The sequence below is a fragment of the Citrobacter sp. 506 genome (assembly GCF_050434985.1).
Classification (GTDB): Bacteria; Pseudomonadota; Gammaproteobacteria; order Enterobacterales; family Enterobacteriaceae; genus Citrobacter; species Citrobacter braakii.
This window is the reverse complement of record NZ_JBNDJN010000001.1, coordinates 717,882-730,864: the sequence shown is the minus strand read 5'-3', so window position 1 is coordinate 730,864 and position 12,983 is coordinate 717,882. Positions and strand designations below refer to the sequence as shown.

13 protein-coding genes are annotated in these 12,983 nt (G+C 51.9%); 6 read left to right on the top strand and 7 right to left on the bottom strand.

The genetic code is table 11. The annotated features are described in order from the left end of the window. Position 1: 1 nt before the first annotated feature. The gene (ydhT, locus tag ABIE10_RS03670; RefSeq protein ID WP_316147537.1) at positions 2-814 is read left to right on the top strand and encodes a protein YdhT; all 813 of its coding nucleotides are present in this window, start codon (positions 2-4) and stop codon (positions 812-814) included. 9 nt (positions 815-823) lie between these two features. On the opposite strand, the gene ABIE10_RS03665 is transcribed toward ydhT, so the two are convergent. The 5 genes from ABIE10_RS03665 to ABIE10_RS03645 all read right to left on the bottom strand — a co-directional run bounded on the left by ABIE10_RS03665 (position 824) and on the right by ABIE10_RS03645 (position 4,274). After that, the gene (locus tag ABIE10_RS03665) at positions 824-1,501 is read right to left on the bottom strand and encodes an amino acid ABC transporter permease (RefSeq protein WP_016156380.1); all 678 of its coding nucleotides are present in this window, start codon (positions 1,499-1,501) and stop codon (positions 824-826) included. Continuing rightward, positions 1,491-2,276 (bottom strand): amino acid ABC transporter permease, encoded by a 786-nt coding sequence (locus ABIE10_RS03660; RefSeq protein ID WP_235116768.1) that lies wholly within the window; start codon positions 2,274-2,276, stop codon positions 1,491-1,493. The genes ABIE10_RS03665 and ABIE10_RS03660 overlap by 11 nt, the downstream gene beginning before the upstream one ends. Then, the gene (locus ABIE10_RS03655) at positions 2,276-3,094 is read right to left on the bottom strand and encodes an amino acid ABC transporter ATP-binding protein (protein ID WP_016156382.1); all 819 of its coding nucleotides are present in this window, start codon (positions 3,092-3,094) and stop codon (positions 2,276-2,278) included. Before ABIE10_RS03655 ends, ABIE10_RS03660 begins: the two co-directional genes overlap by 1 nt. 1 nt (position 3,095) lies before the next feature. Next, positions 3,096-3,929, bottom strand: coding sequence for an ABC transporter substrate-binding protein (locus ABIE10_RS03650; RefSeq protein ID WP_049281875.1), 834 nt, complete (start codon positions 3,927-3,929; stop codon positions 3,096-3,098). 204 nt (positions 3,930-4,133) lie between these two features. Then, a complete protein-coding gene (locus tag ABIE10_RS03645) occupies positions 4,134-4,274 on the bottom strand; it encodes a hypothetical protein (protein WP_016152930.1) in 141 nt (46 codons plus the stop codon). A 331-nt stretch (positions 4,275-4,605) separates the two neighbouring features. Here ABIE10_RS03645 and ABIE10_RS03640 point away from each other — a divergent pair, with 331 nt between their 5' ends. Next, entirely contained in the window at positions 4,606-6,087 is a 1,482-nt protein-coding gene (locus tag ABIE10_RS03640; RefSeq protein ID WP_016152931.1) for an APC family permease, read from the top strand. A gap of 21 nt (positions 6,088-6,108) precedes the next feature. Here the strand turns inward: ABIE10_RS03640 and ABIE10_RS03635 are convergent, their stop codons facing one another. Continuing rightward, positions 6,109-6,807 carry a cache domain-containing protein gene (locus ABIE10_RS03635; protein WP_016152932.1) on the bottom strand — a complete coding sequence of 233 codons (699 nt, stop codon included), beginning with the start codon at positions 6,805-6,807 and terminating at the stop codon, positions 6,109-6,111. 24 nt (positions 6,808-6,831) lie between these two features. Beyond that, positions 6,832-7,557, bottom strand: coding sequence for a FadR/GntR family transcriptional regulator (locus tag ABIE10_RS03630; RefSeq protein ID WP_016156385.1), 726 nt, complete (start codon positions 7,555-7,557; stop codon positions 6,832-6,834). A 315-nt stretch (positions 7,558-7,872) separates the two neighbouring features. Between ABIE10_RS03630 and ABIE10_RS03625 the strand changes: the two genes are divergently transcribed. The 4 genes from ABIE10_RS03625 (at position 7,873) to ABIE10_RS03610 (ending at position 12,978) form a co-directional block, all read left to right on the top strand. Beyond that, the gene (locus ABIE10_RS03625; protein ID WP_016152934.1) at positions 7,873-9,300 is read left to right on the top strand and encodes a gamma-aminobutyraldehyde dehydrogenase; all 1,428 of its coding nucleotides are present in this window, start codon (positions 7,873-7,875) and stop codon (positions 9,298-9,300) included. An 11-nt stretch (positions 9,301-9,311) separates the two neighbouring features. Next, entirely contained in the window at positions 9,312-9,785 is a 474-nt protein-coding gene (locus ABIE10_RS03620; protein WP_016152935.1) for an ester cyclase, read from the top strand. Positions 9,786-9,873: 88 nt separating this feature from the next. After that, entirely contained in the window at positions 9,874-11,766 is a 1,893-nt protein-coding gene (locus ABIE10_RS03615; protein ID WP_016156387.1) for an NAD(P)/FAD-dependent oxidoreductase, read from the top strand. 3 nt (positions 11,767-11,769) lie between these two features. Further along, complete coding sequence (locus ABIE10_RS03610; RefSeq protein ID WP_429154754.1) at positions 11,770-12,978, top strand: c-type cytochrome; 1,209 nt, start codon at positions 11,770-11,772, stop codon at positions 12,976-12,978. The last annotated feature ends 5 nt before the right edge of the window (positions 12,979-12,983 follow it).

The following is a 12,983-nucleotide window of genomic DNA, read 5'->3' as shown; positions in this document are numbered from 1 at the left end:
GATGATGATTACGCGAAGTGACTTACGGGCCTGGCGCGTTGGGCCCGTAATGTATCGCTGGTTTCTACGCGCGTTTCCAACTGGCGGAAGCTATGCTGATGTCCATCGTGCGCTCCAGCGGGAAGGGTATACAGACTGGGCAAATAGCCTGGTGGAATACGGCTGGTCAAAATGGCGGGAAGAGGCGAGTTTTGCCCAGCAGGATATTCGCGCGATGGGGAATATTTCCCGTGTGCAAACGGCGGGGGAAATCAGCCCTCCGCTGGCGAGTGCGGAAGATAATGCCCGATTCAGTTGTGCAGGCGATAACGTTAAAATCACCAGCGCCGGGTATGCCGCACAGATCGCCAGCGCAGGTTACAGCGCACGTATTGGTAGCGTAGGCTATAACGCGCATATCGGCAGTTCAGGCGATCGCGGGCGAATTGCGGTTGCGGGAAATTCGGCACGTATCAGTAGCGTGGGTGACGGGACGCGTATCGCCAGTACCGGCATGCGCGTACGCATCAGTTCGCTCGGCGACAGAAACCGGATTGCCTGCGGTGGTGATTTAACTCAGTTGGCCTGTTTTGGCGCAGAGTCTAAAATCGCCAACTGCGCCGACAACATCCACATTATTGCCAGCGGAGAGAACGCCGTTGTTGCCAGTACCGGTGTTGTCGATTCGATAATACTCGGTCCCGGCGGCTGCGCGGCGCTGGCCTATCACGATGGTGAGAGAATGCGTTTTGCGCTTGCCGTTGAGGGGGAAAATAACATTCAGGCGGGCGTGAAATATCGGCTCAACGAAGACCACCAGTTTGTGGAATGTTGAGCCGTGATCTCATTTTAACGCGAAGCGGCGTTGGGTGATTTTCTCCAGACTCAGGCACAGCAGGTAATAGACCAGTCCCGTAAAAATAAAAATGGCTGCCGGATAGATTTGTACCCGGCTGTTAACCTGGCCCGCAACCGTTGTGAGTTCCGGCACGTTAACGATAAACGCCAGCGACGTGTCCTTCAGTAATCCAATAAAAATACCCGTTAGCGATGGCAGTACGTTACGCAGCACCTGCGGCAATAAGATAAGCCACAGGGCCTGATACGGGCGAAAACCCTGAACCACGGCAGCATCATATTGCCCGCCAGGCAGCGCGCTAATTCCTGCATACACTGAGTGCATGACCGAGGCAGCGGTGAACCATGCCAGCGCCAGCGTCACGGTAACGGCTCCGGGGAGATCGCTTCCGGTCAGCATGGGTAGCAAATACCACATCCAGAAAATCACAAAGATTAGCGGAATGCCGCGAATAAACTCCGCCCAGATAAACAACCCGTTGCGAACCGTGCCTGGAAAACGCCAGGCGCAGCAGGCAAGAACTATCCCACCAGGCAAGGCCAGCAGCGCCGCGCCGAGAGCCATTAACAACGTGAGCAGAACGCCGCCGGGTTGTCCCTGGGCCACCCGTCCCCACAGGAGATAATCAAGATTGTCGGTAATGACCGAAATATTAGCGATCATGCAGTATGCTCCTGACGCTGAAGATACGCGTTTTAACCTTGGACGATTTACCCGATGCAGGTCGTGGGCCAAGACGCGTAAGCAGCATACCCAGAACGATGCCTGTGAACAGATAGAGCGCAGTGCCAACAGCAAAGGCTTCCAGCGCGTGCGCGTTGTAGCTCTCAATTTGCCGCACCTGGTAGGTTAGCTCAGCAAATCCAATACCGCTGGCAAGCGAGGAAAGTTTCATCAGGTTAAGGTATTGCCCAACAATGGGTTGCCAGGCGTTCGCCAGTCCCTGAGGAAGCAGAATGTGACGAAACGTCGCCCAGGATGAAAAACCCTGCGCCACGGCAGCCTCACGTTGTCCGGCAGAAACCGCCTGTAAACCAGAGGCGATCTCCTCGACCAAAAATGCCGAGGTAAATACGCCCAGCCCCCATGCTGAACAGATAAACTCTGGTGTTAACCACCAGACATCGCCTGGCAGAATAGACCAGGGATGCTCTGCATTGATGAAGCTAATGACGTTGCGGGGCAGCCAGTTCCATGCGGCAAAATACCAGAACATCAGTTGCACCAGTAAAGGCGTGTTGCGAAACACCGAAACCCATACACTGACCACCGCTTTGTTGAAGCGATTGCCCGTCAGACGCAGGCCGAGTAGGAAGATGGCAATGAGCGTGGCGAGTACGACACCTGCCAGTGTCACCCAGAGCGTGGTGAGAAAACCGGAAATTATCCATTGCAGAGGTTGCCCGCTCAGCACTCCCTGCCAGTCCATTGCAAGCATTATAGCGATGACTCCTGGTGTAACGGGTCGAGCACTTTTTTCAGGAAACGCTGGGTTCTCGGGTGCTGTGGCCGGGTGAAAAAATCCTCCGGCGCGGCCACTTCAAGAATTTCTCCGCCATCGATGAATACCACGCGATCGGCAATCTCACGGGCAAAATGCATTTCATGGGTCACGACGATCATGGTGATACCGCTGTGGGCCAGGTTTTTCATCACCTGTAATACCTCGCCGATCATTTCTGGATCCAGCGCGGAGGTGGGTTCATCAAACAGAAGGATTTGTGGCGATGAGGCCAGCGCGCGGGCGATGGCCACGCGCTGTTGCTGCCCACCGGACAACTGTGCGGCATAGGCGCTCGCTTTTTCTGCCAGTCCCACCTGATCCAGCAATTCGAGTGCCCGACGCGCGGCTGCCGCCTTGTTCCAGCCGTGAACATATTCCAGCGCCAGCGAGATGTTCTGATGCGCTGTCAGATGCGAATAGAGATTGAATTGCTGAAAAACGAAACCGATACGGCTGCGTAACTGGCGTAATGCTGCCCCGCGCAACTGACTAATTGGTTTGTCATCAATGAAAATCTCGCCACCGCTGAGCGACTCAAGCTGGTTGATAAGGCGTATAAGCGTGGATTTTCCCGAGCCAGAAGGGCCCAGAATAGTCACCACTTCACCGGGTTCAACTGACAGGCTGACGCCGTTAAGTACGGTGTGAGTGTCAAACTGTTTGATGACATTGCGCAGTTCGACGCTTGCCTGGCGCAAATGGTTAAAATCCGCCGCGGAAACTGCACAACGATGAAACAGGGCTGAGAGCATATTACTTCGCTTCTATTTTAAAGGCGCGGGGTTGCGGATTTTTGGTTTCAGGGCCAAACCAGACATCATAAATTTTTGCCGCCTGCCCGGTAGATTCCAGCCTCAAAAGCTCATCATTGACGGCTTTTAACAGCGCTGGCTCACCTTTTTTCACTCCCACGCCAATCTCTTCTTTGCTCAACAGGTCAGGCAGAATTTTGAAATCTGCTTTATCCGGCGCACCGCTTAATAGACCGGCCAGAATCGTACTGTCCTGGGTGATGGCCTGAACATTGCCATTGCGTAGCGCGGTTAACGCCAGTGGAATATCGTCGTAGGCCAGCACACGTGACTGCGGGAAGCGCTGATGTAGCGCCTGCTCACCGGTAGTGCCTTTCACCGCACCGATTCGCGCTTTGCTGTATGCATCGAGCTGGTCCGGGGATTTGGCCGGTACCAGGAACTGCTGCCCGGTAACAAAATAGGGGACGGAGAAGTCAATGACCTGCGCCCGCTCAGGCGTAATCGTGATATCCGCCACGATTAAATCGGCTTTACCGGATTGTAATAACGGAATGCGGTTTGCCGGATTAGTCGCTACCAGTTCCAGTTTTACGCCGAGGGATTTTGCCAGCGCTTCAGCAAAATCAACGTCATAGCCGACAATCTTATGCGTTTTGGCATCGACGGAGCCAAACGGTGGATTCGCGTCGAATGTCGCAACTTTTACTATGCCTGCGGCTTTGATATCGGCCAGTTGGTCAGCCTGAGCCTGCGAGGCGGCAATGCCGGTGGCCAGCAGCACGCCGAGTGCCAGCAGTGTTTTTTTAGCGCGATAAGTTTTCGTTGCCATCATGATGTAAATCCCTGTCGTTTTTGGTTTGTGCTTTTTACGCTCCCATAACTTACGTTCAGGACAAAATAAGAAAAAATTCTTATCTATTTACAAAATGTTATTAGTGAAAGCGGTGTTAACAATGGGTAAACGCAATGGGAAATGTAGATAAGAGGAGGGGCATAGTCTGGCGGTAAAAAAACCGGCATTGCGCCGGTTTGGAAATCAGATTTTACAGGCGTCGCCGCAGTCATTATCAGCAATAATGTCCTGCGCTTTCTTGTCTGCATCTTCCAGACGTTCAGCATTACGCTCTTGCGCTTCTTCCAGTCCATCAAAGACCAGATTATCGAGATCAATTTCCATCATTCACCTGCTCAGGTTCAGCGTTTAACATCACATTATTATATTGCAAAAATGTTGCTTAACAGCAGCGATTCTTGCTACTTAGCGTCGAACTCAATTCGGGGTGCCTGTTTACCCGCCAATTGGCCAACAGTTAGCAATTGCTAAAGAACCGTGAAGCGTAAATACCGAATAATGCTTGTGCCCTCGACTGTTTAATTCCCACCTTTTCATTAACGTGATGCGCGATCATTTTTAACAAATTAGCGACAAAATCACTATACATATAACTTAATATCTTTTATACATTAATTGTTCAACCCTGCGACTATTCCACAAAAGAGAAAGCTATATGGAACAGACACCTGATAAGAAAAACGATAATTTTCAAAAAGATGGCAAAGAACAGTTCAATCGCTCGATCGGTCTTATTTCAAACTTTGCGTTGGGTTTTACCTACCTTTCGCCGCTTACCGCCGTCTATTCGCTGTTTGCACTGGCCGTAACGCTGGCGGGGCCGCCCGCAGTCTGGTGGATTTTAATCGTCGCATGTGGACAACTTTTGGTGGCGTTGGTGTTTGGTGAGGTGGCTTCCCAGTATCCGATAACCGGCGGGCTTTATCCTTGGGCCAGAAGGTTATGGGGCAAGAAATATGCGTGGATCGCTGCCTGGATTTACCTGTGGGCCCTGGTGGTCACCATTACGTCAATCGCGGAATATACGTCAACATTTGTTGAGTCGCTCTTCCACTATGGTCAGACGCCAGCCACTATGTTGGCGACTTCCGTCCTGCTGCTGCTTTTGATGATGGCTGTTAATATGTCCGGGACTAAAAATCTGGCTCGGGTCGCAAAAATTGGCTTCTGGTGTGAAATCGTTAGCGTGATTGCGCTGGGAATTTATCTGCTGATATTCCACCGTTCGCAGCCATTCTCCGTTATTTTTGATTCGATGGGCGTGCTGGCGCATGACGGCAGCTATTCCACCGCGTTTATGTCTGCCGCGCTGATGGGGCTGTTTATGTTCTTTGGCTTTGAGGCCTGCGGTAACGTTGCGGAAGAGGTACAGAATCCAAGTAAAAAGATCCCGGTTGCGATGATTTTGAGCATCGTATTTGGTGCGATTTCGGCGATTATTTCCGTCATGGGATACCTCCTGGCTTCACCAAATCTGGTCAGTATCGTGAATGGCAAAACGTCTGACCCGATTCCGGCCATCCTTAATGAAGCACTTGGTGAAACCGGCGCAACTATCTTTATCATCGTCGCGATTGTGGCGATGCTGTCGTGCATTTTGTCTCTGCAGGCTGCGTTAAGCCGTCTTATCTTTTCTTTCTCCCGCGACAGAATGCTGCCGGGAAGTGAGTGGATGTCAAAGATCTCTAAAAATGGCGTTCCGGATAATGCGATGGTTGTTAGCTGTCTGCTGCCAGTCATCATCTGCGTTTGGGTCTATTTCCAGCCAGACAATCTGTCGCGTATTACCGCGTTTGCCGTCATCGGTATTTATATCTCGTTCCAGATGGTTGTGCTTGCCGCACTGCGCCAGCGCCTGAAAGGCTGGAAACCGGCCGGGGAGTGGACCATTGGCGGTTGGGGCGTGATTGTGAACGTGCTGGCGCTAGCCTATGGATTGTGTGGGATCTGGTTGTTGGCGCAACCGGCAGACAGCAGCGATTTCATCGACCGTTGGACGGTACTGTTCGGCCTGGCGATTGTCGTTGGCTCCGGGCTTATCTATATGTTCCTGACCCGACCGTTTGGTCGCTCTGCGGCACCGGAAAACGACGCCATTGCCTACGCTAACAAGCTGAATATGGGGCAGGATAACTAAAAACTAAGGGCCTTCGGGCCCTTAGTTTTGATAGTGATAAAGGATAAAGTAGTCGCTCTGATAAACAACGGTACTGTTTGCGGGAGAGAGTAATTCACCCACGCGAAAACGTGGCCAACTGGAAAAGATAATTCTGTTTTCCAGATTGGTCAGAATGACATAGTCAGGATGAGCGCAGGAGAGCAGTTCGGCCTCAATCTGACTGACCAGCAGATCGACGGCGGCAACGCCAAGAAACTGATCGTTGTAGTAGATCGGCACTGCCGAGGTCAGGGTGTAGGAAATATTGCAGATATAGTCGACGTAGGGGCCGTGGATATAGGCTTTTCCTGCCGGAGGTGAGTGCTTAAACCACTCGAAGGTTCTGAAATCCAGGCGTTGCTGGGTGGCCTGATCTAAATCGAGGTGCGCCTGACTCAAACCATTATCTTTCTTATACCACCATTCCAGCAGCCAATACTCTTTTGTGGTGGCAGTGCTCTCAATATGGCTGGCGAACCCGGCCCCTGAACAGTAATGATTGTTACTGAGGGTGCGCTTGATGTGTTGCTGAACGGTAGATCTCACCGATGGATCGAGGACAACTTCTGCTGAGGCCTTTTGCACCCCGGAAATCGCCTCATGGATGCTCCTCGCCAGCGCAACGGTAGAATCTACGGTAGAGGCGGTAATATCATCAATCTTACGAATTAATGCGCTTAAGGATGTCGAAGAGCTCATTGTCTGTCCTGCCTTCACTGATTGTCAGTTCGAGTTATATTTCAGCTTTTTTTCAATAAGGTAATAGGTAAACGTGTCGATGATCCGTGTGGCAAGCTGCACGGATTCTGCCTCGTTGTGAGCAGCCAGCGCATCGGCCAGTGCCGAGTAAAGCGCAATAATTTCGGCATGAATGTTGTCTGCGCGATAAAGTATCGCCACCAGCGATGCCCATTCAGCCTGGACCTGCAGCTCCTGATTGGCCAGTCGCGCCGAATGTGAACTGGCAGCTATCGCCAGTAGACAGCGCATATCGGCCTGGGTCATCAGCTCTGGTGAGTTTGCCTTGCTGAGCACCTCAACAAACTCGCGAAATTTGGCGATATCCGCGCCGGTCATCCGTCTGGAAGCCAGCCTTGCGCTATGGCTGATAATGGCGCAATGCATTTCGCCCAGGTCAGAAAGATAATCCGTACTGATCGCTTTGAACGGATGCAGGGCGCTGTTTTTGCCATCAATATTTTCGCAAACGAAGCTCCCGCCATTACGACCACGAACCGTATGGATAAGATTATTAGCCCGAAGCGTGTTTAGCGCTTCTCTGATAGTGATATGTGAGACACCCATCATCTTTGCCAAATCAGTTTCGTTGGGGAGCTGTTCTTTTGGCTCCAGCAACCCCGTGATAATGGCGTTTGACAGGCGCTGCACTATCTGGTCTGAACGACTGACCTGCCCGATAGGCGCAAATATGACCGCGTGAGTAATCATAATCTTTTCTGCACTCAATTCCCTGAAACAACGACCATTTTTAACACATGCCCGTCAGGCAAGGAAGGTAAGAATGGCCGAGTTATTTTACATGCCTATGCGCAACGTCACTGCACAAGCGGATGTGTGTCCCGATAACCTCATTGTGAGCTGAGCATAAAGCCTCGGCTCACAATGAAAAGCCTTATCCCGAAAATGTAAAAATTAAGTTAAAAATGCGAGGCTTATCATAGTGTCAATGTTGCGCATTTGAAAATCTTTTACAATATATATATTACATAAGATTCTTTATGTATTAACGGGCAGGAGACAGACATGAAAACCCTGAAGCATTTTATCAATGGGCAATACGTAGCAGGTCGTAGCGAAGATACCTTCGAACTGGTGAGTCCGGTCGACGGCGAAACGTACGCATTATCACCCAACGCCAATGCGGAAGAGGTGGAGCAGGCCTACTCGGCGGCGGAGGCGGCGTTTAGCATCTGGCGAAAATCGACGCCGGCACAGCGGCAAAAGGCGTTATTGCAGCTGGCAGATGAGATTGAACGAAACGTTGAGCGGCTGGTGAACGCGCAGAGTCAGGAGACCGGTCAGCTTCGCCATTTTATTGAGAAGGAAGAGATCGCGGCATCCTGCGATGCCATCCGCTTTTTTGCCGGTGCGGCGCGCTGTCTTGAAGGGAAAGCGGCAGGGGAATATTCCGCTGGGTTTACCTCGACTATCCGCCGTGAACCGCTGGGTATCGTTGGCCAAGTCACGCCATGGAACTACCCGTTCATGATGGCGGTATGGAAGATTGCGCCAGCGCTGGCAGCAGGCAATACGGTCGTATTAAAACCCAGCGACACCACGCCGGTCAGCACGCTGCTGTTGGCTGAACTGGCCGCGCCGTTGTTCCCAAGAGGGGCGTTTAACGTCGTATTAGGTAAAGCCAGCACCGGTTCGCTGGTGGTTTCAAACCCAAAGGCCTCACTGGTTTCGATTACCGGTTCGGTCCGCGCGGGTCTACAGGTTGCGGCTTCGGCAGCGGCGAACCTGACCAAGGCACATCTGGAATTGGGCGGGAAAGCGCCTGCGGTGGTGTTTGCTGATGCAGATATGGACAAGGCGATCGCGACGATCACCACGGCAGGCTTCTTCAATGCCGGCCAGGATTGCACGGCGGCTACGCGTATTCTGGTCGAACAATCCATCTACGCTGAATTCCTGGAAAAGCTGGTTCAGAAAACGAAGAGTATTAAATTTGGACCGCCAGCGGATCAGGCTGCGCTATATGGCGCATTGAACAGTAAAAACCAACTGGAGCAGGTGAAAGGCTTTATTGCGCGTTTACCGGCACATGCAAAAATTGAAACGGGTGGGCGTGCCGGGCCAGGTCCGGGCTTCTATTTTGAGCCGACGATCGTCTCCGGATTGCATCAACATGACGAAGCTATTCAGCATGAAGTATTTGGACCGGTAATGACTATTCAGCCGTTTTCGACTGATGAAGAGGGTCTACACAAAGCGAATGATGTGGAATATGGTCTGGCCGCCAGCGTCTGGACCAGTAACCATGGTCGCGCACAGCGCTTCAGCATTGACCTCGATTTTGGCACCGTGTGGATCAACAATCACATTCCTCTGTGCGCCGAAATGCCGCACGGCGGGTTCAAAAAATCGGGTTATGGCAAAGATCTCTCATCCTATTCGCTCGAAGAATATACTCGGGTGAAACATATCATGTGTGACATTTCTGAATAGAGAGGATTTCGATGAAAACATTAAACATAGCGGTGCTTTCATTCGTGATGTTCTCGGGCTATAGCCTGGCAGAAAGCACATCGCTGAATACCGTTAAAGAGTATATGGCGGCCTGGAATGCACACGATGCTTCGCGAGCCGCGCAATATCTTGCTGATGACGCAGTCTATTATGATGCCGCCGCTGGCGAACCGATAAATGGCAGAGAAAAAGCTGAAAAAGAGGTTATCGGTGCCTTTATTAAGGCGGTGCCAGATCTGAGCTGGAAAATGGTCGGCAAACCCGTTTACGACGAAGATACCGTGGCGTTTCGTTGGGAATTTTCAGGCAAAAATAGTGGCGAATGGGCAGGGAGTCCGCCGACAAATAATCCGATAAAATTTGAAGGTGTCAGCTATATTCATGTTAAAGCAGGTAAAATCACCTGGCAAGGCGATTATTATGATTCTAAAAAACTGGATGAAGAGTTAAAGCCAGGGAAATAGTCGGCTGTCCCCCTTTATTACTATGAAGGGGGACATCTCTTATTTGTGTCGTATTTAGGGCAGTGTGTAGCAATAAGGAAAAAAGTTAATGGCAATTACCAGACGTGATTTTCTCAACGGCGTCGCGGTGACTATTGCTGCGGGGCTTACCCCGCTGGAATGGGTCAGGGCGGCAGGAAAGGGAAACGCATTTATAGATGGAAATTATTATCCGCCAGGGCTGACGGGGCTGCGGGGTAATCATCCTGGATCGTTTGAAATGGCGCATGCAGTAGGCCGCGAGCATAAACATTTTGATTTAAACGCTCTGCCCGTTGAGGAAGAGTACGATCTGGTGATTGTGGGCGGCGGTATTAGCGGGCTGGCTGCCGGTTGTTTCTGGCGCCAGCTTGCCGGGCAAAATAGCCGGATCCTGATCCTCGATAACCATGACGATTTTGGCGGACACGCCAAACGTAACGAATTTACGAGCTCAGGTAAGAAATTACTCGGCTATGGCGGTAGCGAAGCATTCCAGTCGCCCGCGCACAATTTCAGCCCTGAGGTGCAAAAACTGATGGAAACCGTGGGCGTCAGCGTCACGCGGTTAAAAGAGAGTTTTGACGTAAACTTCTACCCCGACTGGCAGCTCAGTCGCGGTGTTTTCTTCGACAAAAAGAATTTTGGCGAGACAAAAATCGTCAGCGGCGATCCGGGGCGCGCGGTATCTGATGATATCCCGCCGAACAGGCTCAATGGCCGTAAAATTGAAGACTTTATCAATGATTTTCCGCTAAGTGAGCACGACCGAAAGGCGTTGATCGACCTGCACGTCCATCCTGGCGACTATCTTCCGGGCATGACGGTCGATGAGAAAATGGAATGGCTGGATACCCACAGCTACAGTGAATTTTTGGCCACAAAAGTTGGTTTGAGCAAAATGGCGCTGCTCTATTTTCAGCAGCGTTCTAATGACTTCTTCGCCATCGGCATTGAAGGCATTTCCTGTAGCGATGCCAGGGCGTGCGCATTACCCGGCATGGAGGCGCTGGGAATACCGCCGTTGGACGGCGAGTCGCTGGCCGACCTCGAAGAGCCGTATGTTTACCATTTCCCTGACGGTAACGCCGGGCTGGCCCGACTGTTAGTCAGGTATATGCTGCCGGATGCGCTACCGGGTAACACGATGGAAGACTCTGTCCTTGCCAGACTGCATTACGAAAAGCTGGATCTGCCGGAAAACACCACGCGCTTGCGTCTGAATAGCACGGTGATTAATGCGGCCAACACAAAGGATGGCGTGGTGGTGACCTATCTGCGTGACGGCAAAATGCATCGCGTGCGCGGTAAAAACACCATCATGGCGGGCTATAACATGATGATCCCGTATCTGGTGCCTGAGATGCCGGAACAGCAGCAGGCGGATCTCAAACTGAACGTGAAGGCACCGCTGGTGTACACCAACGTGGTGGTCAAAAACTGGCAGGCGTTCAAACAGCTTGGCGTGCATGAATTTTACTCTCCGGCGGCACCATACAGCCGGATTAAGCTCGACTATCCGGTCAGCATCGGCGGGTATCAACACCCGGCCTCACCGGACGATCCGATGGTCATTCACATGGTCTATGTGCCTACTTATCCGGGCAGTAATCTGTCGGCCAGAGAGCAATTCCGTCTGGGGCGAGCGTATTTACTGGGGACCACATTTGCGACGCATGAGGAGATGATTCGCTCCCAGTTACAGGAAATGTTTGGCTCAACGGGCTTTGATAATCAACGCGATATCTCCGCCATTACGGTTAACCGCTGGGCGCATGGCTATGCGTATTACGCCAACGCGTTGTTCGATGATATGGATAAAATGCCAGAAATTATCGAGCGGGCGCGTCAGCCAGTTGGTCGCATTGCCATCGCTAATTCCGATTCTGACTGGGGCGCTTATGCCCATACGGCCATCGATCAGGCATGGCGTGCGGTTAATGAACTCAAGGATATGGGGTGATCTATGCGTAATGTAACCGTTCTTGCCGCCTGTTTGTTTACCGCCTCTGTGAGTGCAGCGGAATCTAATGGCGAATATATCGCCCGTATCTCTGACTGTGTGGCCTGTCATACCACCGAAGGGGGGGCGGCGATGGCGGGTGGCAAAAAGTTTCCTACTCCGGTAGGGGATATTTATTCGACCAACATTACCCCAGACAAGACCCAGGGTATTGGTAATTACTCATACGAGGATTTTGACAAGGCCGTACGTCAGGGAATTGCCAAAGATGGTCATCCGCTCTATCCGGCCATGCCTTATCCCTCTTACGCGAAACTTTCTGATGACGATGTACAGGCGTTATATCGCTATTTTATGCATGATGTCACCCCCACTGCGCAGCCCAATAAAGAGAATGCCATTCCGTGGCTACTCTCCGCCCGCTGGCCGCTGCATATCTGGAACTGGCTGTTTACCGACGCGCCAGCGACGGCTGTAGAGAGTGCGAAAACGGATGACAACGCTGCGTTAGTAAAACGGGGCGCTTATCTGGTGGAAGGTCCCGGACACTGCGGTTCTTGCCATACCCCGAGAGGCATGGCGATGAACGAAAAAGCGTATACCAATGCTGATGCCGAGTACCTGAGCGGCGCGATGATCGACGGCTGGTATGCACCTTCGCTGCGCGGCACGGGAATGTCTGAGCAGGAATTAAAATCGCTGTTGCTGACCGGTAAAAGCAAGCATGCCGCGGTTTCAGGTTCGATGGCTGAAGTCGTCACGCAGAGTACACAGTATCTGACCGATGACGATGCCACGGCGATCGCGCAATATCTGCTGAGCCTGAAAAGCGAGAAGCCTGAAACGGTGCGCGCAGCGGCAACTACGGTGTCCTGGTCGAATTCACCCGAGGCGGGCAAAGTGACCTATAACCGCTACTGCTCCACCTGTCACGGTCTGGAGGGGAAAGGTACGGATGATAACGCACCGTCTTTGATCAACAATTCGCTGGTGATGGTTGATGACCCGACGCCGCTATTCAGAGTTATTGCCCACGGCGCAGAAACACCGACAACACGTGGCAGCGTCTCCTTTAAGATGCCGGCTTACGGTGGCATGTTAAGCGACAACGAAATGCGCGACGTGATTAATTACGTGCGTAAAAGTTGGGGAGAAGGGAACGGCGAAGTAAGCCAGAAGGACCTGGCAGGAATTAAAAAAGCGTCACATTAAACAGC